This is a genomic window from Polaromonas sp. A23 (assembly GCF_002001015.1).
In the GTDB taxonomy this organism is placed as follows: domain Bacteria; phylum Pseudomonadota; class Gammaproteobacteria; order Burkholderiales; family Burkholderiaceae_C; genus Polaromonas.
This window is the reverse complement of record NZ_MUNO01000024.1, coordinates 26,612-53,513: the sequence shown is the minus strand read 5'-3', so window position 1 is coordinate 53,513 and position 26,902 is coordinate 26,612. Positions and strand designations below refer to the sequence as shown.

At 60.0% G+C, this 26,902-nt stretch carries 25 protein-coding genes; 11 read left to right on the top strand and 14 right to left on the bottom strand.

The annotated features are described in order from the left end of the window. Positions 1–63: 63 nt before the first annotated feature. Genes B0B52_RS13390 through B0B52_RS13380 form a run of 3 tightly spaced genes read right to left on the bottom strand, consistent with a single transcriptional unit; the run spans position 64 to position 2,947 of the window. The gene (locus B0B52_RS13390; RefSeq protein WP_077594150.1) at positions 64–543 is read right to left on the bottom strand and encodes a chemotaxis protein CheX; all 480 of its coding nucleotides are present in this window, start codon (positions 541–543) and stop codon (positions 64–66) included. Then, the gene (locus B0B52_RS13385) at positions 540–914 is read right to left on the bottom strand and encodes a response regulator transcription factor (protein ID WP_217349800.1); all 375 of its coding nucleotides are present in this window, start codon (positions 912–914) and stop codon (positions 540–542) included. Before B0B52_RS13385 ends, B0B52_RS13390 begins: the two co-directional genes overlap by 4 nt. Continuing rightward, a complete protein-coding gene (locus B0B52_RS13380) occupies positions 911–2,947 on the bottom strand; it encodes an ATP-binding protein (RefSeq protein ID WP_077594149.1) in 2,037 nt (678 codons plus the stop codon). The genes B0B52_RS13385 and B0B52_RS13380 overlap by 4 nt, the downstream gene beginning before the upstream one ends. A gap of 429 nt (positions 2,948–3,376) precedes the next feature. On the opposite strand from B0B52_RS13380, the gene ppx reads away from it, so the two are divergent. Then, positions 3,377–4,873, top strand: coding sequence for an exopolyphosphatase (ppx, locus tag B0B52_RS13375; RefSeq protein WP_077594148.1), 1,497 nt, complete (start codon positions 3,377–3,379; stop codon positions 4,871–4,873). 72 nt (positions 4,874–4,945) lie between these two features. Next, entirely contained in the window at positions 4,946–5,353 is a 408-nt protein-coding gene (locus B0B52_RS13370; protein ID WP_077594147.1) for a hypothetical protein, read from the top strand. 13 nt (positions 5,354–5,366) lie between these two features. Here the strand turns inward: B0B52_RS13370 and B0B52_RS13365 are convergent, their stop codons facing one another. The 5 genes from B0B52_RS13365 to B0B52_RS13345 all read right to left on the bottom strand — a co-directional run bounded on the left by B0B52_RS13365 (position 5,367) and on the right by B0B52_RS13345 (position 10,816). After that, entirely contained in the window at positions 5,367–5,837 is a 471-nt protein-coding gene (locus tag B0B52_RS13365) for a histidine phosphatase family protein (RefSeq protein ID WP_077594146.1), read from the bottom strand. A gap of 3 nt (positions 5,838–5,840) precedes the next feature. Next, entirely contained in the window at positions 5,841–7,952 is a 2,112-nt protein-coding gene (gene ppk1, locus B0B52_RS13360) for a polyphosphate kinase 1 (protein WP_371327399.1), read from the bottom strand. An 88-nt stretch (positions 7,953–8,040) separates the two neighbouring features. Beyond that, complete coding sequence (locus B0B52_RS13355) at positions 8,041–9,111, bottom strand: glycosyltransferase family 1 protein (RefSeq protein ID WP_077594144.1); 1,071 nt, start codon at positions 9,109–9,111, stop codon at positions 8,041–8,043. Then, on the bottom strand, positions 9,108–9,971 hold the full coding sequence (locus B0B52_RS13350; protein ID WP_077594143.1) for a UDP-2,3-diacylglucosamine diphosphatase: 864 nt from the start codon (positions 9,969–9,971) through the stop codon (positions 9,108–9,110). Before B0B52_RS13350 ends, B0B52_RS13355 begins: the two co-directional genes overlap by 4 nt. Then, positions 9,971–10,816, bottom strand: coding sequence for a GNAT family N-acetyltransferase (locus tag B0B52_RS13345; protein ID WP_077594142.1), 846 nt, complete (start codon positions 10,814–10,816; stop codon positions 9,971–9,973). The genes B0B52_RS13350 and B0B52_RS13345 overlap by 1 nt, the downstream gene beginning before the upstream one ends. Before the next feature lie 544 nt (positions 10,817–11,360). On the opposite strand from B0B52_RS13345, the gene B0B52_RS13340 reads away from it, so the two are divergent. Continuing rightward, positions 11,361–13,595, top strand: a complete 2,235-nt coding sequence (locus tag B0B52_RS13340; RefSeq protein ID WP_077594141.1) for a PhoX family phosphatase — start codon at positions 11,361–11,363, stop codon at positions 13,593–13,595. A 100-nt stretch (positions 13,596–13,695) separates the two neighbouring features. On the opposite strand, the gene B0B52_RS13335 is transcribed toward B0B52_RS13340, so the two are convergent. Both B0B52_RS13335 and B0B52_RS13330 read right to left on the bottom strand, forming a co-directional pair. Continuing rightward, the gene (locus tag B0B52_RS13335; protein ID WP_077594140.1) at positions 13,696–14,403 is read right to left on the bottom strand and encodes an enoyl-CoA hydratase/isomerase family protein; all 708 of its coding nucleotides are present in this window, start codon (positions 14,401–14,403) and stop codon (positions 13,696–13,698) included. Positions 14,404–14,438: 35 nt separating this feature from the next. Continuing rightward, positions 14,439–15,371 (bottom strand): LysR family transcriptional regulator, encoded by a 933-nt coding sequence (locus B0B52_RS13330; protein WP_077594139.1) that lies wholly within the window; start codon positions 15,369–15,371, stop codon positions 14,439–14,441. A 121-nt stretch (positions 15,372–15,492) separates the two neighbouring features. Between B0B52_RS13330 and B0B52_RS13325 the strand changes: the two genes are divergently transcribed. The 5 genes from B0B52_RS13325 (at position 15,493) to B0B52_RS13300 (ending at position 21,537) form a co-directional block, all read left to right on the top strand. Continuing rightward, complete coding sequence (locus B0B52_RS13325; protein ID WP_077594138.1) at positions 15,493–16,461, top strand: Bug family tripartite tricarboxylate transporter substrate binding protein; 969 nt, start codon at positions 15,493–15,495, stop codon at positions 16,459–16,461. Positions 16,462–16,529: 68 nt separating this feature from the next. Continuing rightward, positions 16,530–17,927 (top strand): aspartate aminotransferase family protein, encoded by a 1,398-nt coding sequence (locus B0B52_RS13320; RefSeq protein ID WP_077594137.1) that lies wholly within the window; start codon positions 16,530–16,532, stop codon positions 17,925–17,927. Then, complete coding sequence (locus tag B0B52_RS13315; protein WP_077594136.1) at positions 17,924–18,160, top strand: hypothetical protein; 237 nt, start codon at positions 17,924–17,926, stop codon at positions 18,158–18,160. The genes B0B52_RS13320 and B0B52_RS13315 overlap by 4 nt, the downstream gene beginning before the upstream one ends. Continuing rightward, entirely contained in the window at positions 18,120–20,480 is a 2,361-nt protein-coding gene (locus B0B52_RS13310) for a LamG domain-containing protein (RefSeq protein ID WP_077594135.1), read from the top strand. The genes B0B52_RS13315 and B0B52_RS13310 overlap by 41 nt, the downstream gene beginning before the upstream one ends. Positions 20,481–21,114: 634 nt before the next feature. Then, on the top strand, positions 21,115–21,537 hold the full coding sequence (locus B0B52_RS13300; RefSeq protein WP_077594133.1) for a hypothetical protein: 423 nt from the start codon (positions 21,115–21,117) through the stop codon (positions 21,535–21,537). Positions 21,538–21,551: 14 nt separating this feature from the next. Here B0B52_RS13300 and B0B52_RS13295 read toward each other — a convergent pair whose 3' ends face one another. Next, a complete protein-coding gene (locus B0B52_RS13295; RefSeq protein WP_217349799.1) occupies positions 21,552–21,959 on the bottom strand; it encodes a DUF1801 domain-containing protein in 408 nt (135 codons plus the stop codon). A gap of 74 nt (positions 21,960–22,033) precedes the next feature. Beyond that, positions 22,034–22,543 carry a DUF1801 domain-containing protein gene (locus B0B52_RS13290; RefSeq protein WP_139351935.1) on the bottom strand — a complete coding sequence of 170 codons (510 nt, stop codon included), beginning with the start codon at positions 22,541–22,543 and terminating at the stop codon, positions 22,034–22,036. A gap of 963 nt (positions 22,544–23,506) precedes the next feature. Between B0B52_RS13290 and B0B52_RS13285 the strand changes: the two genes are divergently transcribed. Then, positions 23,507–23,884 (top strand): hypothetical protein, encoded by a 378-nt coding sequence (locus tag B0B52_RS13285; protein WP_077594131.1) that lies wholly within the window; start codon positions 23,507–23,509, stop codon positions 23,882–23,884. A gap of 89 nt (positions 23,885–23,973) precedes the next feature. Here B0B52_RS13285 and arsH read toward each other — a convergent pair whose 3' ends face one another. Further along, entirely contained in the window at positions 23,974–24,711 is a 738-nt protein-coding gene (gene arsH, locus B0B52_RS13280) for an arsenical resistance protein ArsH (protein WP_077594130.1), read from the bottom strand. Beyond that, a complete protein-coding gene (gene arsC, locus B0B52_RS13275) occupies positions 24,680–25,111 on the bottom strand; it encodes an arsenate reductase (glutaredoxin) (RefSeq protein WP_077594167.1) in 432 nt (143 codons plus the stop codon). Before arsC ends, arsH begins: the two co-directional genes overlap by 32 nt. Before the next feature lie 55 nt (positions 25,112–25,166). Here arsC and B0B52_RS13270 point away from each other — a divergent pair, with 55 nt between their 5' ends. Both B0B52_RS13270 and B0B52_RS13265 read left to right on the top strand, forming a co-directional pair. After that, on the top strand, positions 25,167–25,508 hold the full coding sequence (locus tag B0B52_RS13270) for a helix-turn-helix transcriptional regulator (RefSeq protein WP_077594129.1): 342 nt from the start codon (positions 25,167–25,169) through the stop codon (positions 25,506–25,508). Positions 25,509–25,521: 13 nt separating this feature from the next. Further along, positions 25,522–26,874, top strand: a complete 1,353-nt coding sequence (locus B0B52_RS13265; protein WP_077594128.1) for a hypothetical protein — start codon at positions 25,522–25,524, stop codon at positions 26,872–26,874. Positions 26,875–26,902: the final 28 nt, after the last annotated feature.

The window sequence follows — 26,902 nt, the reverse complement described above, 5'->3', positions numbered from 1 at the left end:
TCCGGTGAAAAATGGGCCGTCGCGGCCGCTTTGCAGCCGGCGCTCCTTCTGCCGTGCAGCCTCCTAGGCTGAGCCGGCCTTGCCCATGCGCACCACCAGATGCGCCTCATACCGGTCCCACAACATGGGAATCACGAAAGGTGCCGCCGCAAAACCGGGGGGTGCTACGCCCTCGCCTTGCGTGATCACACGAGGTGGCGAGATATCCATAGCCTCGCCAAAATGCCGCCGTGCGTAACCTGACATCTGGTTGGTGATCTCGCCGACTACATCGCGGTGGCTGGCATCGGTGTAGCTGCTCTCTCCCATGGTCAACAGCAGATGCGTCAGCAGACCCCGGGGCGCCGAGAAGGTGACGCTGCCGCGGTAATGCCCGCCGAGTTCGATGCGCCCCTGGAAATCATTCCAGACCACCGTCTCAGCCCCCTCCAGCAGATAGGCCGTTCGAACGGCCGCCTTGTGCCCGGTGGTCTGGGAGAAAAAAGCCATGGCTGCATCGGAAAAAATCTTGATGTCGTCGACTTTAAGCCGGTTGGTTGTCATGCCATCAACTCCTGCAGGGATTCGACCAATTGCGTATCCGAAAAAGGTTTCAGCAAAAACCCGTGGGCTCCTTTGGTCATGGCCTTCAGTGCGGTGGCCCGGTCACTCAGCGCCGACACGACCAGGACACGCGCATCCGGCAGTACCGTACGCAGGGCCTCCAGGCAAGCCGGGCCGTCCATCACAGGCATGGTCAAGTCCATCGTGACAAAGTCCGGCTTGTGCAGCTTGGCTTGCGCAATGGCCTGGCTGCCGTCTCCGGCCAAAGCAACCACCGTGACTCCGGGAAGGCGCTGGTCAGTCGCCAGCCGGGCGATCCGGTTGCGGAAGATCATGGAATCGTCCACCACCATCAGGCTTCTGGTCTTCATGACACCACCCCAAACTTGAGCACAAACTGTGTAGATACGTTGGGCCGGGTCATCACCCTCAATTTGGCTCCAGCCTTCTCCGCAATCTGCTTGACCAGGGACAGGCCCACGCCACGGCCCGCATGTTCAGTCACTTCGCTGGCTGTCGAAAAATGGGGGTCAAAAATAAACCCGAGCACCTGGCTGTCGGTCAGCTGGGTGGCGTCGGTCCGCAGTTGAGCCACGCGCTGCCGGACCTCGGGAACCATGATCCCGCGCCCGTCGTCGCTCAAGGTCACCTGGATGGCACCGTCCTCGGCTCGCCCGATATCCAGCCGAAGTTCACCTACGGGTGGCTTGCTGAGTTTTTGACGCTCCAGCGGCAATTCAATCCCATGGACCACCGCGTTGCGAACCAGTTGCGGCAGCGCCTCGCGCAACACCTGCTCCACCCCGGCGGGCAAAACCGTCTCGTTGACGTAGGCGGTCAAGCGAACCTGCTTGCCGAGCGAAAGCGCTACGCGCTCCGACAGCGACCGGAGATTGCCGACCATGGCGTCCAGCAGGCGCGGCTCATCCTGCTGGACCGCAGGCGATGCCTGGCCAATGCGTGCAAACACCCGGTGCAGGCGCTCAGCCTGGTCCTGTACCTTGGAGAGCTCAAACACGATCGGAATCAGGTCTTCACCGGACAGGTCACGACGCTTGAGCAGGGGTGCCAGTGCATTTTCCATTTCATGGCACTGGCGCGCGATGGCCGTGAGGCTGAGCGCGGCGCCCTCGCCCTTGATGCCGTGGATCAGCCGTGCTGCATCATCGACCAGGGCCCGGTAGGCCTCGGGGCGCCGCCCGACGGTGCGCATGGACTGGTTCAGGTCCGCCAGCCTGGCACGGGCACCGAGCAGGAACTCCTGCAGCAGCAGTGGCTCCTGCTCCAGCACACGTATCAGGTCTTCCACATCGCTCTTCGCAGCCTCCTGGGTCGCTGCCAGCTCGCGCTCCAGCTGGACTTTCCGTGTCACATCAAACACGGTCACCAGCAGTTCCTTGATGCGGCCCGCCTCGCGCAGCTGCGTGATCTGGAATGTCAGGAACCGGACTGCGCCGGAAGCGCCTGGTGCGGTGACCTCCACATCTTTCAACGGGTCCAGTTGCGTCAGCAAGGCCGGTTTGACCTTGGGGTCAAACAGCAGCTCCAGGTAACTCTGCGCCTCTTCGGCCCGCTCCGGCGTCAACACGCTACGCAGCAATTGGCGGAAGTCCTCCCCCGGCCGTATCTCGCGCATAAACAGTTTGTGTACCGACGCTGAAAGCTGGGTGCCCACACTGCCATCGGAGCGCACCAGCAGCAAACCTTCGGACACCGTTTTCAGGATGTCATCGGTTTCCTGACGGGCCGCGTCCGCCACGCGGTCGCTGGCATTGAGGCGTCGCAGAAACTTGAAAACGATGTAAACAAAATTGATCAGGGCAAGAACAATGGCCGCCACCTGAATCTGCCGCATGCGTTCCGTCTTGGTTCTGGCCGCAGCCTCGACACCGGTCGCGAGGTCATCACTGAGCGCCATCAGGCGAATGTTGCGGGCCACCGCCTTGGTGGCGGCAATATCAGTGTCTTCAAGCGTAGGGTCCTGCGCGGCGATCACCGGGTCAATGCTCTCCTTGAGCGGCAGCCATTCCCGCTCCAGTTTTCGAAGGGTGTCACGCAAATCATCCGGGTTCAGCCCGAAGATGGTGAACTCGGCATCCCGGCTCATGGCGTTTTTCAGTCCCGCCAGACCTTCAACAAAGGCGCCCGTTCCCTGGGTCAGCTGGGCCATGCTGGTCTGGATCGGAAGCTCTCCTTTTTTTTCAACCTGCAGGGTCAGCAGCGATTTGGTGATCTGCTGCGTGAGCATGCGAAGCTCACCCGCAGTATTGATGCGGCTGGCGTCGCGCTCCAGCTGCAAGGACGCAAAGAAGTTGAAAAACAGGATGCCCAAGTCCAGGACAATAAATAGGAGAATGGCGAACAGAAGATCGCGGTACTTGCCCAGGCCCAGGGAAGATTTCATTGTGTGGTTACGGAGTTGGAACGCACAATGTTGCAACTTCCAGGTGACCGAGCTGTGACAAACACAGAAATTTTCACGCCGCTGGTTTTCATTTTTCCCTGAATTGCTATCTTTTTAATAGCTGATTTCGCAGTATGGACGGCGGCTACAGCTCGATTTGTTCATGAAATGGCGCAGCCGCTCGATCTGGAGGCAGGCAACTGCCACGCGCGGCAAGTCCAGTTACCCCTCAAGGTGGGTTCATCCTTTGAAGTACACAACTCCCGGAGGATTCACAGTCTGGTCACATGGTGGCAGCACAATGCGCCTTTTGCCATTCCCGGGACGGCTCCGGCTGTCCGCGCTTTCCGCCTATGAACGCCAGCCCATGAGGCTCCCGCGCGAGTGCTATGCTGGTCGCGCCTCCAACAGCCGCACACTCTCCCCTACATGCAAAATGGAACTCGCCTCGCTGCGGTGGACCTCGGGTCCAACAGCTTTCGCCTTGAAATAGGCCGCCTCGACCACGGGCGGATTCACCGCACCGAATACCTCAAGGAAACCGTTCGCCAGGGCAACGGCCTGGACGAAGACCGCAACCTGACACCCGAAGCCATGCAACGCGGCTGGGAGTGCCTGGCGCGATTCGGGGAACGCCTGGCGGGCTTCAAAAAAGGCGAAGTCCGTGCCGTCGCTACGCAAACACTGCGTGAAGCGCGCAACCGCGACGAATTCCTTGCCGGTGCGCACCGCGTGCTGGGATTTCCCATCGACGTAATTTCCGGCCGCGAGGAAGCCCGACTGATTTACCAAGGCGTGGCGCACATGCTGCCGCAGTCCGATGAGCGCCGCCTGGTGATCGACATCGGCGGGCGCTCCACCGAAATGATTCTGGGCAAGGGCCTGGACGCGCTGGTCATGGAGTCCTATCGCGTTGGAAGCGTGGCCTGGTCCATGAAGTATTTTCCGGAGGGCCAATTCAATACACGGGCCTTCAATGCCGCCGAGGTGGCCGCCAAGGCGGTGCTCGACGAAGCCCTCAACCTGTACCCGGCCGGAAGCTGGGAGGTCGCCTATGGCTCGTCCGGCACAGTTGGCGCCGTCGCCGACGTGCTGGGCGCAGGGGGCTGGCCGCAGGGCCTGGTCACCCGCGAAGGCCTGGACTGGTTGCTGGACCGGCTGCTCAAGGCCCAAAGCGCAGACCGCCTCAAGCTGGAAGGCATGAAGGACGACCGGCGGGCCGTGATCGGCGGCGGCATCAGTGTGCTGCGGGCCGTATTCGATCTGTTGGACATTACCCAGATGCAGGCCGCACAGGGCGCCCTGCGCCATGGCGTGCTGTACGACCTGCTGGACCGCGAGCACGACACCACCGACCTGCGCTCGACCACGGTTCAGAGGCTCGCGCGCAAGTTCGACGTGGACGCGGCCCAGGCCCAACGCGTCAGCAAGACGGCCCGCACCTTGTTCCAGCAGGCCAGCAATGCCCTGCCACCGGCGGAACTGGCCCGTGTACAGCTCAAGCTGAACTGGGCGGCGCAACTCCATGAAATCGGCAGCCACATCTCGCACAGCGACTATCACAAGCACGGCGCCTACATCCTGGACAATGCCGACGCACCAGGCTTCGCACTGCCTGAACTGCACCGGCTGAGCCTGCTGGTGCTGGGCCACCGCGGAAAACTGCGCAAGCTGGATGTTGACTTCGAAGACCCTGTCTTCGTGCAACAACTGCTGTGCCTGCGGCTGGCCGTGATCCTGTGCCATGCCCGCCGGGACCCCGACCTCAAGGGCATGCAGATCGACAGCACTGCGGACAGCCACCGGTTCGTGCTGGGTTGCCGCACCGGGTGGGCAGCCGCTTATCCGCAGTCAGCGCATTTGCTGCGTGAAGAAGTGGTGGCCTGGCAAAAAACGCCGTGGACATTGATTGTGGCCAACCTGTAAATTTGCCGGATTGACCTCCCCGAATTGAACGGTATAAACTATATAAACCGTTTAACCAAAAGGACATCACCCATGGCAACCACGAAAAAAGCAGCGGCTCCCCGCAAACAAACAAGCACCACCGCCAAAAAAGCGCCGGCAAAAAAACCGGCACCGACTCGCCCAGCGGCAACACCCAAGCCGGTCAGCAAAACTGCCATAGCCAAAAAGCCCGCAGCCAAACCATCCCCGGTGACCAAGGTGGAAAAACCGGTAAAGACAAAAAAGCCCAAGCTGGTCCGCGACAGCTTCACCGTACCCAAGGCCGAGTATGTGGTGCTTGACGAACTCAAGCAGCGCGCCGCCCGGCTGACCCGTCCTGTGAAGAAAAGCGAATTACTGCGAGCCGGTATCAAGGCGTTGGCCGCCATGAGCGACACAGCCTTTCTGTCGGCACTGGACCAAGTGCCGGCGATCAAGACCGGCCGGCCCGCGGCCTAAGGCTTATTAGCCCTTAAAGCAGTTCCGGCGACTGCACCGTCACCACCACGGTCTGCAAAACCGCTTCACGGTCGCGCGCGCGCAACCACCAAAGTGCGCCCTTCTTGACCGCGCACTCCTCTTCCCGCAGGCCGAGTAACTGCGAGATCACCTGACCCAGCGTGGGCTGATGGCCAATCACAAGAATAGGCAACTTGTTGATCGGCCATTGCACCAGCTCCAGCAGCTGCGAAGGAGGCGCGTCGGGACCAAGCTCCGCGCGCACCTTGTACTTGCGGCCCAGCGCCAGTGCCGTCTGTTCACAGCGGCGTGCCGGACTCACCAGGATGCGTGTCCGCTCGGGCAATTGCCTGTCCAGCCAGCTGGCCATCCGTGCCGCCTGCTTTTCCCCGCGCGAAGTCAATGATCGCTCCAGGTCGCTCGCATCGCGAGAGTCTGCAGTCAACTCTTCGGCTTCAGCGTGGCGCCACAGGATCAGGTCCAAGGCTTAGCTCCGTGTGACGGCGCCACCGGCCGAGTAACGGGCCATCAATGCCTGCTGGGCGCCGTGCTGCTCCGCGGAGCCGCTGGCCCCAACCCGCAGATAGCTGCCATCGGCCTGCAGGTCCCAGGCGTCCCGGCTGTCGTGCAGGTAAGCCACCAGGCATTCGTCCACGATGCGCCTGAGCAGCAGCGGGTCGGTGACGGACCAGGCAAGTTCGACCCGCCTGAACATGTTGCGGTTCATCCAGTCGGCACTGGAGAGATACAGTGCCTCGTCTTCCTCGCAACGGAAATAAAAAACACGCGAATGCTCAAGAAAGCGGCCAATGATGGAACGCACGCGGATGTTGTCGGTCACGCCCGGCACACCGGCCGGCAGCATGCAGGCGCCGCGCACCACCAGATCAATCTTGACGCCGCGCTGTCCGGCCCGCACAAGTGCCAGCATCAGAGCCTCATCGGTCAGCGCATTCATCTTGGCGACGATACGCGTGTCCTTGCCGCCGGCCGCCGCCTCGCCCAGCGCATCGATTTTTTCAATCAGCTTTTTATGCAGCTGAAACGGCGCCAGCCACAGGCGATTGAGCTTGGGTAATTTGCTCTGGCTGGCCAGGTGCACAAACACGTTGTCCACATCTGCCGTCAACGCCGGATCAGCGGTGAAGTAACTCAAATCGGTGTACAGGCGGGCAGTCTTGGGGTTGTAATTGCCCGTGGACAAATGCGCATAGCGCCTGAGATGCTGGCCTTCGCGGCGCGTCACCAGCAGCATCTTGGCGTGCGTCTTGAGCCCGACCACGCCATACACCACCTGCGCGCCTATCGACTCCAACATTTCGGCCCAGTTGATATTGGCTTCTTCGTCAAAACGCGCCTTGAGCTCAAGCACCACCATGACTTCCTTGCCGCGCCGCACCGCCTCACGCAACAACACCATCATTTCGGAATCGGTGCCGGTGCGATATATGGTCTGTCGAATGGCCAACACCTGAGGGTCATTGATGGCCTCGCGCAGGAAATCAAGCACCCCGTCAAAGCTCTCAAAGGGCTGGTGGACGGAAACGTCGCCGCGCTTGAGCCGTTCAAAAAACGACTCGCCCGGCACCAGCTGCGTCGGATAGCAGCCCTTGTGCGGGGGAAACAGCAGGCGCGGATCGTTGACCAGATCCACCAGTTGGGTCAGGCGTACCAGGTTGACGGGGCCATGCACGCGGTACAGCGATGCTTCCGGCAGGTTGAACTGGCTCAGCAGAAAGTCCGACAGGTGCTTGGAGCACCCAGCCGACACCTCCAGCCGGACAGCCTGGCCGTAATGCCGCTGCTCCAGGCCCAGACGCAACGCAGTGCGCAGGTTCTTGACGTCATCCTCGTCCACCGCCAGGTCGGAGTGCCGCGTCACGCGGAATTGCGAGAACTGGCCAACCTCACGGCCGGGAAACAGCTCGCCCAGATGCGCGCGGATCACGCTGGAAAGCGACACGAAACAGGTGCGTTTACCCGCCACCTTGTCGGGCATGCGGATCAGGCGAGGCAACACCCGCGGCACCTTGACGATGGCGATGTCGTTCTCGCGTCCAAAAGCATCGTGCCCGCCCAGACGGACAATGAAATTGAGCGACTTGTTGGCCACTTGCGGAAACGGATGCGAAGGGTCCAGTCCAACCGGGATCAGAAGAGGCCGGACCTCTCGCTCGAAATAGGCCTGGACCCACTGCCGCTGCGCGCTGTTGCGCTCACCGTGCGAGACAATTTTGATGCCCTGCTTTTCAAACAGCGGCATGAGTTCGTCGTTGTACAGGGAGTACTGCCGCGCCACCATGTCATGCGCGGCTCCGGCCAGCGCCTCGAAGGAAGCCGAGGTGTAGGCGCCCTTCTGCTCCCCGGCCTGCGCGGCGGTCAGATGCGGGGCAGCGCGAACCTCGAAAAACTCGTCCAGGTTGGAGGAAACAATGCACAGGAAGCGCAGCCGCTCCAGCAAAGGCACCTCCGCACGCTTGGCCCAGTCCAGCACCCGCTCGTTGAAGGCCAGGATGCTGTGGTCGCGGTCCAGAAATTCAACGGTCGCTGCTGGCGGCACAGCCGGATCCATGGGGGGAGAGGAAGAATTCTGAAACATACCGGGCAAAGTGTTTTTTGTCATCTGTTTGACTTGTCAGTGTGCGCCGACTTGATGACAAATGCGTGACAAAGGCATGACAACCCTTTCATGCGCGTGCCTGTGCCGCAAGAAGTTCACCGCCCCTGGCCTTTTCGTGGGCAGACACCAGGTTGCCCTCGAAAAGCCGGGCCGCCTGCAGCCAGCTGAAATCCAGCGCTCGGGCTCGTGCCGCATGGCGTGGCACGGCCATTGCGCTGTAACAGGCTTGTTTCAAATCATCCTGCATGACACCGCCATGACAGCTGCCGTCAGGTTTTCCCAGCACTTCCAGCGGGCCATCCACAGGGTAGGCTGCCACCGGTGTGCCGCAGGCCATGGCCTCGAGCATGACCAGACCGAAAGTTTCGGAGCGGCTGGGAAAAACAAACACGTCGGCGGCGGCATAAACCCTGGCCAACTCATCCCTGGGCAGTACGCCGAGCCAGCGCACCTGCGGGTAGCGCTCTTTCAGCGAAGCTTCCAGCGGCCCGACGCCGCAAACCACCTTGGTGCCGGGAATATCCAGCCCCAGAAAAGCTTCAATGTTCTTTTCATAAGACACCCGCCCCACAAACAGAGACACAGGCCGGACCAGCGTGCCCATGCGCGGATACAGGCGCGCCTCCGGCTGATATGAAAACAACTGCGTATCCACACCATGTGTCCAGTTGCGCAAATTGCGGAACCCGCGTTTCTCAAGCATGCGCAGCACACCCTGTGTAGGCACCATCACCCCCGCAGAAGGTTTGTGGAAATGCCGGAACAGCGCATACCCCCAGGAAAGCGGAATTTTCAGGGCAGCGTTGAGAATCTCGGGAAACTTGGTGTGAAAGGCGGTGGTGAAACGCAGGCCACGCTTGACGCAATAACTGCGCGCAGCCCAGCCCAGCGGCCCCTCGGTGGCGATGTGCACGGCCTCGGGCGCAAACTTGTCGAGCTTTTCACGCAGCAGTGCTTTGGGACGCACCGCCAGGTCAATGCCGGCGTAGCCGGGGCAAGGACGCGTTTTGAACAAGCCCGGATGGACCACCTCGACCTGGTGCCCCAGGGCTTCCAGTTCGCGTACGAGTTCGACCAGCGTGGTGACAACCCCGTTGACTTGCGGCAGCCAGGCGTCGGTGATCAGCGCGATCTTCATGCAGTCACCATGGCGGCAACATGGCCACGGCCCTGAGTCTCGTGGGCGGGTGCCCAGTGCAGCAACTCCAGCTTGCCGTCGTAATGCTCGACCAGCGCGGTGCGGCTTTCGACCCAGTCGCCGTCGTTGCAGTAAAGCACGCCGTTGATGTCGCGCACCTCGGCCCGGTGAATGTGGCCGCAAACCACACCCTGGTGACCGCGCCGGCGCGCTTCGTTGGCCACAGCCACCTCAAAGTCGGTGACGTAATTCAGCGCACTCTTGACCTTTTGCTTGAGGTAAGCGGAAAGCGACCAGTACGGCAGGCCCATGCGCGCTCGCAGGCCGTTGAGGTAGCGGTTGAGCTTGAGAGTGAATTCATAAAGGTTGTCTCCCACGATGGCCAGCCATTTGGCGCACTGCACCACAGCGTCGAAGTAGTCGCCATGGACCACCCAGAGCCGGCGTCCATCGGCCGTGGTGTGAACCGCCTCGTCAATAACCTCAATGCCGCCAAACTGGTGACCAATAAATTCACGCGCAAATTCATCATGGTTACCGGGCACATAGATTACGCGGCAGCCCTTGCGCGCACGCCTGAGTAGTTTTTGAACCACGTCGTTGTGCGACTGCGGCCAGTACCATTTGCGCCGCAACTGCCAGCCGTCCACGATATCGCCCACAAGATACAGGTAGTCGCTCGGATGTGCTTTCAAGAAATCAAGCAACGCGCTAGCCTGACAACCCGGCGTACCGAGATGCAAGTCCGAAATGAAGATAGTGCGGTAACGCTTGCGCAACAGACCTTCGTCATGGTCGTCGCCGCCTTCCGGCAGATAACCTTGATTCAGGGGCCCCAACTTGTCAAACAGCGTGCGCATCAATCCCCCTTGCCCGAGAAGTGCTTGCGGTAGCGGGGCGGCAAATCGGCAATGCGCATCATCATGGGCAGGTCGGCCGAGTTGAACTCCGGGTCCCAGGCCGGTGGGCCCAGTACTTTGGCCCCGAGCCGCAGATAACCCTTGATCAGCGCAGGCGGTTCAACATCCAGCGAGTCATCAAGCCGGTCTATCGGCAACGGCAGGCGCGGCGTCACGTGAAACTCGATCGGGGCCAGATGCGCCTGGCGGACCTGGCGCCAGATACTGGCAGCGGCCTGGCCCATCGAAGCACCACTGTGCTGCATCGGAATACTGGCGCAGCCGATCATGGTGTCGAGCTGGTTGCGTGCCATGAACTCGGCCAGCGCCCCCCACAAGGCCAGGATCACACCGCCGTGGCGGTGATCGGCATGCACGCAGCTGCGGCCCAGCTCGACCATGCGTGGCCGCAAGAACCGCAGGCGCGTTAGGTCGAACTCGGTGTCGCTGTACGTGCTTCCGGCGCGTTTCGCCTGGGTAGGCGTCAGCACGCGGTAGGTACCGATGACCTCCTGCGTGGCTTCGTCGCGAACCAGCAGGTGCTCGCAGAAATCGTCGAACAGGTCGATGTCGTGACCGGGTAAGGTGTTGGGCAGTGTCGCGCCCATCTCGAGCGCGAAGACCTGATACCTCAGACGCTGCGCCTGCCGGACCTCATCCTGGTGCCTGGCCCAGCTGACCTGGATTTTCCCCAAGACAGGCCCTTGAACAGCGGCTGGAAGGGGAGCATGAGAGCTTTGATGAAGTAACCCCCGTGGCATTGCGACTGGCGACAATGCAAAGGTGGGATTGGGCAGTTCTTTCATGGTGGACTCCTTGTTGTCTTTCGATAAATCAAGTGAAAACGCTGTAAAAAAAACCCGTTGCAAGGACTGATGGAATGTTGAATTTCACTTAACGGCATTTGAATAATTTGCCCGACACAACCGTCGCGGCGCGCCCGGCAACATGGTGCCGGCACCCGGGAGACCGTCAAGCCAGGGGTGGGCCCCCGGCCGATACCTCAAACCACCGGGACTCGCAGCCATGGCTTTGGCTGTACACCGCAAAACGCGCAGACACTGCGCATAAAAATCGTGCGCATCGAACAAGGCCTGTCTATAGGTAGATTGCTTATCGGTGTCGAGATCAAATGTCATTGAGCACTCCAGGTCATGCTGTGGCGTAATTTTGCGCAGTGGAAGTGACGCGGACATGTCATTTGAATGGCACTTCCATGACAAATGACGGATGCTCGAAACGGATGGAGACGCCTTGTCTGTCACCGATTTGTCATGCCCGTGCTTCAGACTGTCGACGCCTTGATGCCTTGCAGGCTCCGATTTATCAACCCTCTCTGAAATATAAAAAATGACGCACACCCCTCCACGCCCATCCGATATCTTCAACAACGAAGACTCCAACACCACATCCAACCCCACCTTTGACTCGGTCCTGAGTGCTCGCCTCAGCCGCCGCAACATGCTGCGCGGGGGCGCAAGCGCTGCTGCATCCGCCGTGTTGGGTGGCGCCGCGTTGACCGGTTGCGCAACCGGCGCTGGCGATGCAATGACCCACTCCATGGCATTGCCTGGCGAAAAACTCCTTGGGTTCCCGGCAGTCGCCAAAAGCCTGGCCGACGTCGTCAGCGTGCCACCGGGCTACAAGGTAGAAATCATTTACGCCCTGGGTGACCCGATTCTGGGCAACGCAACCCCCTTTAAAAACGATGGCTCCGACGCTGATTTCGATAAACGTGCTGGCGACCATCACGATGGCATGGAGTGGTTTGGCCTGAGCGAAAGCGGTCAGCCCTCGCGCTCATCCGTGAGCCGCGGCCTGCTCGCCATCAACCACGAAGCCACGACCGACGAAAAGTTGACTTCTTTTTTCATTCACACCGATGGAGGCAAGGCCAGCCTGCCCCGACCGGCCGCCGAAGTGGACAAGGAAACAGCCATTCACGGCATTGCAGTCGTCGAGGTGCGCAAGTCTGGCGACAAGTGGAACTACCTGGCCAGTTCACCATTCAACCGCCGCCTGACGCCGCAGAGCGACATCGAAATCTCCGGCCCGGCACGCGGTAACCGCTTGCTGGTCACCAAGTATTCTCCGACCGGCACAAAAACACGCGGCACCATCAACAACTGCGGTACCGGTCTCACGCCGTGGGGCACCTTTTTGACGGGCGAGGAAAACTGGGCGGGCTACTTCCACCGCACCGCTGGTGACGACGCGCGCCGCAACAACGACAAGTCGGCCACTTCGCTGCGCCGCTATGGCCGCGGGCAAGGTGCAGCGTCCCGTCACGGATGGGAAACCGCTGGCACGGAAGACAAATATGCCCGCTGGAACAACAGCAAAACCGGGACCTCTGCCGACGGCAGCGATGACTACCGCAATGAATTGAACGGTCAGGGCTATGTGGTCGAGGTCGACGTGTATGAGCCCACCAAGCTGGCCAAAAAACGCAGCGCACTCGGTCGCTACGCGCATGAAAGCGCAGTGTTTGGTAAAGCGGTCGCTGGTCAGCCATTGGCTGTGTACATGGGTGACGATTCCCGCAACGAGTACATCTACAAATTTGTGTCCGATGCGAAATGGGATCCGGCCGATGCCAACCCAGCCAACCGCATGGGTGCCGGCGACAAATACCTGGATAGCGGCAAGCTCTATACGGCCAAGTTCAACAGCGACGGCACCGGTCAGTGGATCGAGTTGTCACTCAACACCCCGGCTGTCAAAAACTACACCGCCTATCCCTTTGCAGACCAGGCCGACATCTGTGTCAACACGCGCGTGGCCGCTGACGCAGTGGGCGCCACCAAGATGGACCGGCCTGAGTGGTGCGGCGTCAATCCAAAAAATGGCGAGGTTTACTTCACGCTGACCAACAACAGCAACCGCAGTCTCACCCCCACGGGCTCGTCGCAGTTGCTGCCTGACGCGAGCAACCCGCGTGTTTATACCGACATGAAGAACGGCAAGCCACAAAGCGGCAACCCCAATGGCCACATCCTGCGCCTGCGGGAAGCCGGCAACTCGCCATCGGCCACCACCCTGACCTGGGACGTGTACCTGTTTGGCGCAGAGGCGGGTGCACCTGCAAGCCCTGTCAACCTGTCCAACCTGACCGATGACCAGGACATGTCCAGCCCTGATGGCCTTTGGTTCAGCCCATACACCGGCATCTGCTGGATCCAGACAGATGACGGGGCCTACACCGACAAAACAAACTGCATGATGTTGGCCGCCCTGCCAGGGCAAGTAGGTGATGGCAAACAGGTGACCCTGAACTACCCGGGCGCCAATGGCAACCTGGCCGTTCAGACCCAGGTTGGCAAGGCACCAACCGCCAACACGCTCAAGCGTTTCCTGGTGGGCCCTGCAGGTTGCGAAATCACCGGCGCGTGTGAGACGCCGGACGGCAAAGCGCTGTTTATCAACATCCAGCACCCTGGTGAGGGCACTCCCATGGCTGCGATTTCCGATCCAGCCAAGTACCAGAGCCAGTGGCCGGGCAACGCGGGTTATGGTCCAGGGAAGCGCCCGCGGTCAGCCACCATCGTGATCACCAAGGCTGACGGGGGCCGCATCGGTACCTGAGGGATCCTGTTTCCGCCAGGTTATCGAGTGAAGAAGTGCAATCTGGCTTTTGCGGCCACGTGGCTTCGTCTTGGGAAGTAGTGGTCGCCCTCACTGAATGCTAAGCCCCCACACTTCCTCCCAACGCTCGCTGAGCCTCGTTTTCGAGCGCGATGGCATCGTCGAAGTGGCGAAGGCCGGTTTCGTTGAGCACCCGCTTGAACCTGGCAGCAACCGCCGGTAGAAGCGACGCCAGCTTGGCGCTGATTTGCTGGGAAGCCGATTCGAGCTCCTGATCGGGAACAACTTTCCAGACAAGTCCCCAAGCCTGCGCCTGTGCTGGCGAAAATTCCTCGCCCAGAAGCATCAGGGCCTTGGCTCGCGCAACACCTGCGTAGGCAGATAGTGTTGCGGTCAATCCGCCAGTCACGAAAACCCCGATCGATGCCTCCGGCAGCTTGAAGCGAGCGCTCTCCCCTGCGACCACGATGTCGGCATTGAGCATCCACTCGAACCCGGCACCAACGGTCCAGCCTTGAACGGAAGCGACGACCGGCTTGGGCAAGCTCACAAGCGCTTTGGCCACAGCCTGAACCAAAATCAGGTCATCCTCTGTTGGTGGACTGGTGACGTCCCTGCCTGCACAAAATGCCCGGCCGTTACCGCGCAGCAGAAGCACCCGAACAGCAGCATCACGCGAGGCCAGGTCAATGGCGGCAAGCAGTGCACGGGCAAGCTCATTGTCAATGGCGTTGAGTTTTTCGGGGCGGTTCAAGGACACAGTCATGATGCCGTCCGCGAACCCGGTCAGTAGCTTGGGAGTTGTCATGGGTGCGATTCTGGCCTACGCCCGTCTTCACGGTTCTAAGGACGAACCGTGGTGTGGGGCTCAAATCCGTCGAGCTTACCCAACACGTCGCAAAGAATGTCAAGGTAGGCATTGATTCGCGCTGGTCGAAAGCGGCCCGCTACAGTGACAGCTTCGATGGAAATCGGTTCCAGTTCCCATCCAGGAAGGATCCGCTTGACTCGCCCCTTTTCCAGATCGCCTTCGCAGAGCCAGCGCGCGCTGGCGCCAATTCCCAGTCCGTCGAGCACGGCCTTGTAGCTGGCCAGCAAACCATCGGTGGACACTGGCGTTTTGATGGCAATCTCTCTGCGATCTCTGCCCTTCGCTGAAACCAGAACCAGCTTGTCCGTAATATGTGGAATAAGGCCGACAAACGGCAACGCCAGCAGATCATTGGGGCCTGCCACCTTGTGTTTGGCGGCAAACTCCTTCGAAGCCACCAGGATTCTGCGCATTTTTCCAATGCGTCTGACGTGCAGCGACTGGTCGGGACTGCCGCCCACCCGAATCCAGCAATCAACGCCTTGGCCAATGACGTCAACATGCCGGTCAGTCAGACATAGTTCCACCTCCACTTCCGGATAAGTCTTGCGAAAAATTGTTACCGCGTCCATCAGGAAAGCATTCCCGTATCCATAGGGACCAATCAGCGTGAGTTTTCCTTTGGGCAGCATGGATGTCGTCTTGAGAACCTGCTCCCACTCGTTCCAGACGTCGGCCCAGGACGCAGCCCGGCGCAGAAGTTCATCACCTTCAGGGGTGAGATAAAAGCGATGCGTTGTCCGCGTAGCCAGGCGGGCTCCAAGCAATTGTTCAAGGTCCCGAAGCCGCCGGCTCACGGTGGGTTGTGTGGTTCCCAGTACCCGCGCCGCCAGCGACAGATTACCCGCCTCCGCGACGGCCAGAAAGGTCGTGATCAGTTGCAAACGGTCCAGCTTGGTGGTCATACGCGCCGTGCATGAGTGATATTGGCATCAGCATACTACCCGCCGGAAATCATTCACCAGACACTATGGTTTCATCCGCAACCCAGCGGCGTCTTTACCTGCTCATGTCAAAGGATTGGTCATGAATGTTTTCAAATTCCTGCTTTGCGCAAGTGCGTCCGTAATGGCATTCAGCCCTACCCTTGCCCAGACGCAGGATCGCCCACCACTGCGTCTGGTCGTCGGCTATGCCGCCGGCGGTTCCTCCGATGCTTTGGCGCGCATGGTGGCCGAGAGGCTTAAGGACGAACTGGGCCAGGCCATCATTGTCGACAACCGGCCAGGCGCGGGGGGCCAAATAGCGGCGGACTATGTGCGTAACGCGACCGGGGACGGAACGACCATTCTGGTGGCAAACAGCCACATGATGGTAATGCTGCCGTTGACTTCGCGGGCCGCGAAGTACAACCCTACGACAGACTTCAAATCCGTCGGACGGATGACGAGCTTTTACGAAGCTGTCACTGTCCCGGCCTCATTGCCCGCCACATCGGTGGCTCAATGGCTGGAACTGGCGCGCCGAGACCCCAAGAATGGGAATTTTGGAGTCCCTGCCCCAGGTAGCGTCTCTCATTTCCTCGGTTATCGTCTCGGCGTGGACGCAAAGGTTGGCCTGCAAGCCATCCCGTATAAAGGTGCCGCCCCACTGGTACAAGACTTGTTGGGTGGACAGATCAACGCCGGCATTCTCCCGGTCCTTGACGTCGCACCGCATCATGAAGCCGGCAAACTCCGGGTGCTGGCTGTGAACGGAGATAAGCGCGCACAGCTGCTGCCCGGTGTCCCGACGCTCAAAGAGCTGGGCATCCCTGGTTTCGAAACCCTAGAGTGGACCGCCTTGCTTGCTCCCGCTTCCACAGCCAGGCCGGTTGTCGAAAAACTGAACGCTGCACTCAACAAGGTGCTGGCGCAGAAGGAAATCCAGGAGCGACTTCTCAAGCTGGGCATGGAAGCCAACCCGAGCACTCCCGATGAATTGGGGCAACTTGTTGCGGGCGACATGAAGCGATGGGCGCCCGTCATCAAAGCTTCCGGCTTCACCGCCGATTAGTTACACCCAGCCTCATCGCCTGAGTCCCTGCGCCGCAGGGACGGTTTCTCTTCGACCCTTCAAAATCCATGTCACAACATACAAGCGCAGCACGAACTGTCGGCGACACACCGAAGGGTGGCTCGGTACTCGGTTTTTACGCTCCCAAGGGGACGCCCCGGCCACCACAGGTTGCGCACGCTGCAGGCGTGTACCTGTGGGACGTGCACGGGAAACGCTACCTTGACGCGACATCGGGCGCCGTGGTAACCAACATCGGGCACGGCAACCCCCAGGTTCTTCAAGCGATGCAGGAACAGGCGCGAAAGGTCACCTTTGCCTATCCGCGCTTCTTTGAAAGCGAGTTGAGCATCCGCCTCTCGGACAAGGTGTGCGAGCTCGCTGGCGAAGGATTCGATCGCGCATTCTTTGTGTCCGGTGGTTCAGAAGCCAACGAATCAGCCATCAAACTCGCGCGTCAATACGCGGTGGTAAGCGGTCAGGCAAGTCGGGTCAAAGTCATATCGCGCAACCCGAGTTATCACGGCGCCACCCTGGGAGCACTGGCAGTCACAGGAGACTCGAGCACGCTCGCTTTGTACGGGCCCATGGTCAAGACACTCCCCAAGGTAGCAGCTCCGCTGTCCTATCGCCTGCCCGAGGGTCACAGCGTTGAAAGCTTTGAAGAAGCCTGCGCAGCCAAGCTGGAAACGATCATCCTGTCGGAAGGGCCGGCGAGCGTACTCGCTTTCATCATGGAGCCGATCGGCGGGCTCTCCACCGGTGGGGTTGTTTCTTCACCCCGCTATTTTCAGTCCGTGCGAAAGATCTGCGATCACCATGGAGTGCTGCTGATTTTCGACGAGATCATGTCCGGGGCCGGCCGAACCGGTGAGTTCCTGAGCGCCCACCACTGGGCCGATTCGCGGCCCGACCTGGTAACGCTGGCCAAAGGTTTGGCCGCCGGGTATACGCCGCTGGGCGCAGTTCTGGCACCCAACCACATCGTTGATGCAATCGCCGGTTCCGGCGGGTTCGTCCACGGCCACACTTATTTCACCAACCCCCTGTCGTGCGCTGTTGCAAATGCCGTATTGGATGAGGTAACCCGGTTGAATTTGGTCGAGCAAGCCCGCGACAACGGCTGTTATCTGGAAAACAAACTCCGGGCGATGGCTGAGCGCTCTGCGCTGGTCGGCGATGTGCGGGGAAAGGGCCTTCTCCTGGCTATCGAACTGGTTGGTGACAAGGAAAGCAAAAAACAGCTCCCTGTTTCGTTCAACGCACCGGCTCGCTTGACGGCCCATGGGCTGAAGCGGGGCATTGCGCTGTACAACCGTCGCGCCAACAAGGGGGAATTTGGAGATTTTCAGATGATCACGCCTCCGCTCACATCAACGCGTGCAGAACTCGATGAACTGGTCGAGTTGCTGGAGCAGTCGCTATCCGATCTGCAGGCTGAAATCCATTCGGTGGGCCTGATTTGAAACTCGGAATATCGCTGGAACGCCGTGCGGACGGCACGCTGATCTTTGGCGACAACCAGCCGCTCGGCGACTACCAAAGAACGATGGTGGATTGGCTGGAAATATGGGCTGCCCAGTACCCGGATCGGGTCTTCATCGCCGAGCGCAAGTCGGAAGGTGGGTGGCGTACGCTGAGCTACGCACAGGCGTTGGATGGTGCCGCTCGCACGGCTGAACGATTGCTTGAGCTGTGATGGTCAGATGAAATCTCCTATTCCCCCGCACCGGGCGATCGAGCTGCCTGGGTTGCACGCCTATTCAAGCCGCATCAGTATTGCTGCCGGTGACAGCATTGGTTTTCACGTCAGCAGCACCGTCCCGTATCGATTCTCGCTCTGTCAACTGGGACCCGACGTTGACAATTTCTCAAGCGATATCGTTATCCACACCCTGGAATGTTCATCGCCGGTAGTCCAGGCCATTCATCCAGGCTCGTATGTGGCGGTTGATCAGGGGTTGCCCTCCGACGTGGTACTTGATGCATTGACACTGGAATGCTGGATCAAACCCTGGAGTTTTGAAAAGCGTCAGAGTGTCATTAGTCAATTTGACTGGCCACACCAATGCGGCTTCCAGCTTTCCATCGCACGTGACGGCGGTATCGAGTTCTATTGCGGTTCAGGTGGTGAATACGAGCCTGCCTGCCTGCTGACTGGGCCGAGGCTGGTGGAAATGCAGTGGACTCATGTCGTCGCCACCTTTGACCGGGGTGCGTTGACGCTTTGGGTCAACGGCCAAAATGCGGCCGTCGGGCGTGGCCCGGTATCCTGCTTGCCGGGACGATCGCCTCTGCGACTGGGTGCCTGTGCGATACACGGTTCCGCTGAGCATTTTCTTGATGCCGATCTCACCATGCCAGTCCTGTATGCAGAACGTCTGAATGATGCAGCGATCCGGCAGCGCTATTCCGAGTCAGGGTTGCACGCCGCAACGGGTAACAACGTGTTGGCATGTTGGCCTCTGTCTGAAGAAAATGGAGACTGTATCTGCGATGTGAGCCAGTACGGCCGGAAAGGCCGCATCATTAATCACGCCACCTGGATGATCGTCGGTCCGGCTTTCAATCCCGCCAAAGTGAACCGTTTCACCGGCCGAACCGGCGCCTACGAACCCAGCGACGATCCGAGCCGCGGCCACGGGTTACGGCTGGCCAGCGACGACCTTGTCGATTGCCGCTGGACCGAAACCCATCGTGTCGCCATCCCCAGTGACGCCAAGCCTGGGATCTATGTGGGTCGTTTCGATTTCGAGCTGGACGGCGACCGCATGCGCAATGACGTTACCTTTATCGTCAAGCGGTCATCGGAGCGCTCTGCTGCACCATGCATGGTGCTGTGCGCTACCAACACTTGGCTGGCCTACAGTTCATCTCCATTCGCAAAAAACCGGTCGGCGCCAGCGACCTGGCCGCGGCGCGGCGTGGGCCTTCCCAACAGCCACCCCGAGGCTCCCACCTACAACACCTACACAGCGCATAGCGGCGGACAGCCAACGTATTACGCCGGGCTGCGCATGCCCTGGCCCAATGCTTCGCCCACGGCGCTGTACGCCCCGGATGGAAGTGGCTTCAGTCAGTGGAGCCGTCTTGAGCGCCATTTGCACGTATGGCTGGACAGTCACGGCTACGACTATGACGTTATCACCGACCTGGATTTGCACCGCGATCCTGACTTGCTTACCGCCTACCGCACTGTCATCGTCAACGGGCACAGCGAGTATTGGTCGGCACCGGCTTACCAGGGCCTTGACGACTACCTTGCCAAAGGCGGCACGGCGATTGTCCTTTCGGGAAACACGATGTACTGGCGAGTCAGTTTCAACGCCGACGGCACCGTGATGGAGCAACGCAAGACAAACACACCGCAGCATCCCGGCGAAGGGCCCGGTGAAAAGCACGCAGCCCCCGGTGGGATTCACGGTGAGCAGTACCACAGTCAGGACGGCAAGCGCGGTGGGCTGTGGCGCTTTAACGACCGCACCTGCTCCAATGTCATCGGACTTGAGTCGGCTGGCTGGGGCTTTGCCAGCGCAGAGGACTTCGGCACCTACAGGGTAAAGGACGCAAAGCACTTCCTTTTTCATGAGCCATTTGAAACCAGCTTGACCGCCGGCGCCTCGTTTGGGCATGGGCCTGGCGGGTCTCTCCCCCGCGCCGTGGGTCATGAGTGGGATCTAACCATGGCAAGCATTTCCAAAATGACCCGGCACATTCCCCCAGATGCAGTGCTTCCTGCCACACAGGACGGCATCCAGGTCATTGCCCAGGGTATGCGACCGGTGCCGGGTCCCATGGACGCCTACATGGACTACTTCGAAGGATCGACAGCTTCGCTGGATGGGTTGTCAGCCGAGATGATCTATTGGGAGCGGCCCCAAGGTGGCCGGGTGTTCAATGCCGGAGCGGTCGGCGCAAGCTGGGTGCTGGCAGTTGACCCACATATGGATGCACTGGTGCGTAACGTACTGCATCACTTCGGCGTTTGTCCTGTGACAACACCATTGCCGAAGCCGTAGAAAAGCCCCCCATTAACGTATGGTGCATTCACGTTCGGCCCAAAAGGAAAGTATCTTTGCAACCCTCGTTCGCCGGCAGAGCGTCACCAGAGAGCCGAGTCGCGCAAGCTTTCGGTTTGCTCACGCTCTCGCCAGAGCCGGTGCCGTCGCCACAACTCCAAAAGTGCAAAGATCGCGACAGCAACAACAACCCCTTCCCAGAGCATGAGGGGGCGCCCCATAGCGACTGGAGCCACCGCCCAGAGCAAAGCGCCCAGCAGGACGGCGAGGACAAAGGTGCTGATAGGCGTAAGACGCATGGTTCGAATAGTCACAAGACCATTCTCCACATGAAAGGCGTCAAATTGTTGGGGAAAACTCAGATCGTGGCCTGAACGCAACGCGAGCGAATGTGACAAAAAGTGTTTTTCGATCGACCGACGCTATGTCATCCGGCCACCTCACACCTTTTCGCATTTTTAGGGGGGACAGATTAAAGTGGGACGCCATGGAAGCTCACCGCGTTGCTGCACACTCCACTCATGCTCATCACCCTCGCCCTTCCGGAACAACGTTTGAACAGCCGCCTCTCTCGCGTCGGTAGCATGCAGCGCCACAGTTTGGGCAACCTGAGTCAACTCAGGCACCCCTGACCATGAACCTGCGCAAGCACCTTCATCTTTTCCTGCAGGCGGTGTGTGCCTGGGCTGCGTTCTGGCTTGCCGGCCTGCCTTCCTACTACCAGCAGTACTCGCCGGTCGGGCAGGCTGTTGGCGCTATCCTTTTGTCAGTCGCCATTTCACTGGCTGCGATCTTCGTGCTTCAGCGTGGAAGAGTCGAAACCAGACTTAGCCGTGCCTTCTGGATCTCCACTTACTACACCATTCCGTTTGCCGTACTCGACGCGTTGTATTGCGGCGTGTACCTTGGCCATGGCCCGAGCTTTTTGTACAAGTACTGGTATCTCTCGGTCTTCTATGTCACGCCATGGTTGACCTTCATCCCCACTGCGCTGCTGCTTCGTAAAGAAGTTGTGCGCCCAGGAACGCAGCCTGCCCGGCTGCGTAAGGACGCCTGAGTCTTCCGACTCGGCTACCGGGCCGATGAGCTGTTCAGCGCGGCGGCGGCGCGTATGAGCGTCTTCAACGCCTTTTCATCAATCTTGTCACCTTCGTGGAAATCGATGGCGCGCCTGGTGTTGCCTTCGAGGCTGGAATTGAACAGGCCTGAAGGATCCTCCAGCGATGCGCCCTTGGGAAAGGTCAGTTTCACGGCTTTCTTGTACGTCTCCCCGGTGCAGATGATTCCAGCGTGAGACCAGACCGGAACGCTCCACTTCCACTCCTCAACGACGTCGGGGATGGCCTGCTTGACGAGCGTCCGGACCCGGGCCAGCGTCTCGCCCCGCCAGTCACCCAGTTCGCTGATTTTTGCGTCTATCAGCTGGGAGGCAGAGGCTCCGTCTTTTTCTTCCGTTGAGCTGCTCTTGCTTTTGCTCATGCCTGTTGCTCCATTTCTCATGGTTGTTGTTGTTCGCCCTTTCGCACTTGCGAAGGGAGATGACCGGGGTCCGCTCACATTCGTTCGCCGGGCAATTGGCTTGCCTGCTTTACCCAGTCGGAAAGCTGAGCTTCGTCGAACAGGTCGTCCTCGTGGATGTCGAGATAGCGCACTTCCTTTTGCTTGGACTCCCCGGGCGGTACAGGTCGTAGCAACGTGCCGCGGAAGAAAGCTACTTTGACGTACTTCGTGAAGACATGGATGCTGAGGAACCAGCCCTCGTCTGCGACACCGTAAACCGGCGAGTTCCATTTGACGGCCTTGCGCACACCTGGCACGGTGCGAACAATGAGCGCATCGAGGCGGCGCCCGAGCTCGCTTTTCCAGCCCGGCATGGCCGCGATGTAGGCCTGCACGGGGGCGTCGCCGTAGCCCTTTGCGATCTGCGGATTGCCGCCTGAAAGAAGAACCGGCTTGGCAGCCTGGGGCGGCTGCACCTTCGGCGCCGTCTTGCCCGGTTTGGCTACCTTGGCGCTGACTTTTTTTGCGGCCGCCCTCGGTGTCTCTGATGTACTTTTAGCCATTGCGTTCACTCCACGGGTTGGCTTTGAATGGTACTGCCCATGGGTTTCGTGTTTTATATTTGAATCACGAATATCCATAGCTTTCGACAAACGCAGGACCATCCTTTGACATAGTTTTCATTAAATTGTCCCACTCCGCCGACAGAACATTTCCATCTTTACGGACCACTCTTTGCATCAGTTCGCACATGCACAGAACACATAAGGAACAGAGCATCTCAACTATTGCTGCGATCTCTTGCATGCTTTTATCCCGGGGAGACCATTCGCCGTGTAATAGCGCGGAGCGCGCCTCATACACCTTTAACGGATCGTTCTGGAAGTCCACATCTTGGTAGTCTTCAAAACAGTTCAAGACTGCTCGGATAAGGACATATATCGCTACTCGTCACTATAGCGACAGGTCCATCCGGCAAAGGCACAAGGCAATCCGCTATAAATTAAATAGCTGTTTCTGCCTACCCCTGAAGGGCCAGATGCGGATTTAATTCATAAAACTCAGAGACCCCACTGATTCACCGACTTGGCCAGCGCCTTCTTGCGCTCGCCGTACCGGCCCAATCATGTAAGACGCGACGTCGCGCTTGGTCAGTGTGAACTTAACGATCTCTTCCATCGCGCCACCACGTGGCCGCAATACGAAGAAAGTTCCACACACCCGCCGCATCGAGCTACACAAACGCCTTGACCACTGGCGATTGGTTGAGCATCGTCAGTACGCGCAACTGGTTGATGTCGCCACACTACCAATTTTGGTGTGATTTATTTACACCCTCATTCATAACCGATGCAAGCGCCACGAAAGCGGACTAGCATGAAATCGAACGCATCGTCCCCAACGTCCCCGACATCCGCACGCCCGGCGTCTGAATATGTCGACGTGTGAAAGATAAAAGCCATGAACCACAAGCGCCATTCCCGGCCTGATTTGAAGTACCAGGCTGCAGCCTGAACCAGACAAACATGCGCAGTTTGACCTCTCAACAATTGGAGACACTCAAGGAAGCCGGCGCCTCTGAACCGAAGCCGTTCCACCTTGCCGATCTGAGTCGTCCGTTTGTTTACGACAGGGCTTTTGGTGTTTTTTACTGCGTTCCAGGCCACCATCGCTGCACCATGTCACTTCTGCTCGCTTATGCCAAAGGATATGAAAGCGGAATTGACGCCGCTGAAGATCTCGATTTGGACTTCCCCGACGAGACAGCAGACAGATGGCTGGAAGAAGTTCAGGGAACCGCTTTTCGCAGCTCTGTAGGTCACCGGGTACAGGTTGGAAAGCGGGCCAATCTCACGCTCATCGAAAAGCGCTGGTTGGGTGAGGTGGAGTATGTATTTGACTGAGATCTAAGTCCGCTCGACCACGCGCTACCAATTCAATAGCTGCTTGCGCCCGCACCTAAAGGGCTAATGGCCGATTTGGCTTATAAACCTCACAAACCTCGCTGGTTCACCCTTTTCGCCAGCGCTTCCGCACTCTCCTTGCGCTCGCTGTACCTGTCCACCAGGTAAGGCGCCACGTCACGCGTGAGCAGCGTGAACTTTACGAGTTCTTCCATCACGTCCACCACGCGGTCGTAATACGCCGAGGGTTTCATGCGCCCTGCCTCGTCGAACTCCAGGAAGGCCTTGGCCACCGATGACTGGTTGGGAATGGTCAGCATGCGCATCCAGCGACCCAGCACGCGCAACTGGCTGACGGCGTTGAAAGACTGCGAGCCGCCGCTGACCTGCATCACCGCGAGAGTTTTGCCCTGCGTCGGCCGCACCGCGCCCTGCGCCAGCGGGATCCAGTCGATCTGCGACTTCATGATGCCGGTCATGGCGCCGTGGCGTTCGGGCGAGGTCCAGACCATGCCTTCGGCCCACTGCGCAAGTTGCCGCAGCTCCTGCACCTTGGGGTGGCTGTCGGGTGCGTCGTCGGGCAACGGCAGGCCGCTCGGGTTGAAGGTGCGCGTTTCCGCGCCCATGGCCTGCAACAGGCGCGCGGCTTCTTCACTGAGCAGGCGACTGTAGGAACGCTCGCGCACCGAACCATACAGAAGCAGAATGCGCGGCGCATGCGCCGAAGGGCGAAAGGCCTGCAGTGCGCTGCTTGATGGCGGCGCAAACAGGGCTTTGTCTACGTTGGGAAGATCTTCAAGCGCCGGCAACACGTTCTCCCTTGTCATTGATGACTTGCTCGCCGTCTTCCTTGGTGAAAGCGCCCCGCTGCGGCGCAGGCAGGATGTCCAGCACCGCTTCAGAGGGACGGCACAGGCGCGTGCCCAGCGGCGTCACGACGATCGGCCGGTTAATCAGAATGGGGTGGGCGAGCATGGCGTCCAGCAGTTGTTCGTCGCTGAGGGCCGGATTGTCGAGCTGGAGTTCGGCATACAGCTTTTCCTTGCTGCGCATCAACGCCCGCACCGGCTCACCCGTCTGTGCCGCGAGCTGCTTCAGCGTTTCACTGCTGGGGGGTGTCTTCAAGTACTCAATGACTTCGGGCTCGGCGCCGCTGTTGCGGATCAGCGCCAGGGTGTTGCGGGAGGTTCCACACTGTGGGTTGTGATAAATCGTGATGTCGGCCATGCGCATTTCTCCTTGTTCGATTGCTTCAATTCGATAATTCAATTATATTTGAATTATGAAAATAAAATCCCTCGATGAAGCCGCCGCCGTCAAGGCGCTGGCCGCACTGGCCCAGGCGCAGCGCCTGCGCACCTTCCGCGCACTGGTGGTTGCCGGCCCGGACGGCCTGACCCCGGGCACCATTGCCGAGCAACTGGAAGTGGCGCCCAGTGCGCTGTCTTTTCACCTGAAGGAGCTGGCGCACTCCGGCCTCGTCAGCAGCGAGCCACGCGGCCGCAACCTGATTTACCGCGCCAACTTTGAGCACATGGTGGAGCTCATGAACTACATGACCAAGCACTGCTGTCAGGGTGAGGCCTGCGAAGTGGCCGACGCTGCTTCCTGCGCAACCTGCTGACAAGGCCGCCGCCATGAACCTCGCCGAGACCTTGAACCTGGGGTGCCTGTGCCGCACCCTCAACCCCGACCGCTTGCGCAAGCAGCTTGAAACCGACCCCTGCCTGCAAGGCATGCTGGACGGGCTGGCCACGACCCACCCGCACCTGTTTTCTGAAACTGCCGTGTTTGTGGACCCGGGCATGCGCGCCGCATTGGGACAGGCCATTGCGGCCATCGAACGTGTGGTCGCCCTGCCCGCCTACCAGCAACTGGTGCTGGCCCATGCACCCGAAACCGCCCAGCACAACTTTGGGCCCGCGAGCGTTTTCATGGGCTACGACTTTCACCTGGGTGAAGACGGCCCACGGTTGATTGAAATCAACACCAATGCCGGCGGCGCGTTGCTTAACGCCGCGCTGGCGCGTGCGCACCGCGAATGTTGTGAGCCGATGCAGGGGCTGATGGACGCGTCCGGCGACCTGCCGCAAATCAACCAGACTTTTGTGGACATGTTCCGCGCCGAGTGGCAGGCGCAGCGCGGCACGCAACCACTGCGCAGCATTCTGATCACCGACGATGCGCCCGAAGCGCAATACATGGCGCCTGAATTTGCCCTGGCGCGGCAGCTGTTCATCGCGCACGGCATCACGGCGGCTGTGGGCGATGCGAGCGAGCTGCAGTGGAAAGACGGCGCACTGTGGCACCCGGCCCTGCCGGGCGTGGCGGTCGATCTGGTTTACAACCGCCTGACCGATTTCAGCCTGTCTGAACCCAGCCATGCCGCACTGCGCAGTGCCTATGTGGCCGGCGCGGCCGTGGTGACGCCGCACCCGCGTGCGCATGCACTGTTTGCCGACAAGCGCAACCTCATCACCCTGGGCAACGATGCATTGCTAGCCTCATGGGGCGTGTCCACTGAAGATCGACGCGTCCTGCAAGCCGTGGTTCCGCACACCGAACTCGTCACAGCCGAACATGCTGATGCGCTCTGGGCCAAGCGGCGCCAACTCTTCTTCAAGCCCGTGGCAGGTTACGGCGCCAAGGCCGCCTACCGCGGCGACAAACTCACACGCGGCGTCTGGACCAACATCCTCGCCGGCGGCTTTATCGCGCAAGCCCTGGTGCCGCCGAGTGAACGGCTGGTGGATGTTGATGGCGTGCCCACCCGGCTGAAGCTGGACCTGCGCGCCTACACCTATCGCGGCCAGGTGCAGTTGCTGGCGGCGCGCACCTACACCGGGCAAACCACCAACTTCCGCACCGCCGGCGGCGGCTTTTCGCCGGTGGTGGTGTTGCCTGCGGTGGAGGGGCTTTCGCCAGCACCGCGACCGGGCGTGCCCGCCAGCGAAGGCCCCTGCGCCACGGCAGCAGGCGCGGTTTGCTGAGTTACGAACACTGCAATGAAAAGACAAC

Excerpts from the sequence above, each read along its gene's own strand:
- arsH (WP_077594130.1), bottom strand. The coding sequence starts at position 24,711 with ATGACAAGGGAGAACGTGTTGCCGGCGCTTGAAGATCTTCCCAACGTA.
- B0B52_RS13385 (WP_217349800.1), bottom strand. The coding sequence starts at position 914 with ATGAAGACCAGAAGCCTGATGGTGGTGGACGATTCCATGATCTTCCGC.
- B0B52_RS13350 (WP_077594143.1), bottom strand. The coding sequence starts at position 9,971 with ATGCGCACGCTGTTTGACAAGTTGGGGCCCCTGAATCAAGGTTATCTG.
- ppk1 (WP_371327399.1), bottom strand. The coding sequence starts at position 7,952 with ATGTTTCAGAATTCTTCCTCTCCCCCCATGGATCCGGCTGTGCCGCCA.
- B0B52_RS13295 (WP_217349799.1), bottom strand. The coding sequence starts at position 21,959 with ATGAGCAAAAGCAAGAGCAGCTCAACGGAAGAAAAAGACGGAGCCTCT.
- B0B52_RS13380 (WP_077594149.1), bottom strand. The coding sequence starts at position 2,947 with ATGAAATCTTCCCTGGGCCTGGGCAAGTACCGCGATCTTCTGTTCGCC.
- B0B52_RS13310 (WP_077594135.1), top strand. The coding sequence starts at position 18,120 with ATGGTGCCGCTCGCACGGCTGAACGATTGCTTGAGCTGTGATGGTCAG.
- B0B52_RS13335 (WP_077594140.1), bottom strand. The coding sequence starts at position 14,403 with ATGACAACTCCCAAGCTACTGACCGGGTTCGCGGACGGCATCATGACT.
- B0B52_RS13290 (WP_139351935.1), bottom strand. The coding sequence starts at position 22,543 with ATGGCTAAAAGTACATCAGAGACACCGAGGGCGGCCGCAAAAAAAGTC.
- B0B52_RS13265 (WP_077594128.1), top strand. The coding sequence starts at position 25,522 with ATGAACCTCGCCGAGACCTTGAACCTGGGGTGCCTGTGCCGCACCCTC.
- B0B52_RS13300 (WP_077594133.1), top strand. The coding sequence starts at position 21,115 with ATGAACCTGCGCAAGCACCTTCATCTTTTCCTGCAGGCGGTGTGTGCC.
- B0B52_RS13325 (WP_077594138.1), top strand. The coding sequence starts at position 15,493 with ATGAATGTTTTCAAATTCCTGCTTTGCGCAAGTGCGTCCGTAATGGCA.
- B0B52_RS13285 (WP_077594131.1), top strand. The coding sequence starts at position 23,507 with ATGCGCAGTTTGACCTCTCAACAATTGGAGACACTCAAGGAAGCCGGC.
- B0B52_RS13340 (WP_077594141.1), top strand. The coding sequence starts at position 11,361 with ATGACGCACACCCCTCCACGCCCATCCGATATCTTCAACAACGAAGAC.
- arsC (WP_077594167.1), bottom strand. The coding sequence starts at position 25,111 with ATGGCCGACATCACGATTTATCACAACCCACAGTGTGGAACCTCCCGC.
- B0B52_RS13390 (WP_077594150.1), bottom strand. The coding sequence starts at position 543 with ATGACAACCAACCGGCTTAAAGTCGACGACATCAAGATTTTTTCCGAT.
- B0B52_RS13270 (WP_077594129.1), top strand. The coding sequence starts at position 25,167 with ATGAAAATAAAATCCCTCGATGAAGCCGCCGCCGTCAAGGCGCTGGCC.
- B0B52_RS13355 (WP_077594144.1), bottom strand. The coding sequence starts at position 9,111 with ATGAAGATCGCGCTGATCACCGACGCCTGGCTGCCGCAAGTCAACGGG.
- B0B52_RS13320 (WP_077594137.1), top strand. The coding sequence starts at position 16,530 with ATGTCACAACATACAAGCGCAGCACGAACTGTCGGCGACACACCGAAG.
- B0B52_RS13330 (WP_077594139.1), bottom strand. The coding sequence starts at position 15,371 with ATGACCACCAAGCTGGACCGTTTGCAACTGATCACGACCTTTCTGGCC.
- ppx (WP_077594148.1), top strand. The coding sequence starts at position 3,377 with ATGCAAAATGGAACTCGCCTCGCTGCGGTGGACCTCGGGTCCAACAGC.
- B0B52_RS13370 (WP_077594147.1), top strand. The coding sequence starts at position 4,946 with ATGGCAACCACGAAAAAAGCAGCGGCTCCCCGCAAACAAACAAGCACC.
- B0B52_RS13345 (WP_077594142.1), bottom strand. The coding sequence starts at position 10,816 with ATGAAAGAACTGCCCAATCCCACCTTTGCATTGTCGCCAGTCGCAATG.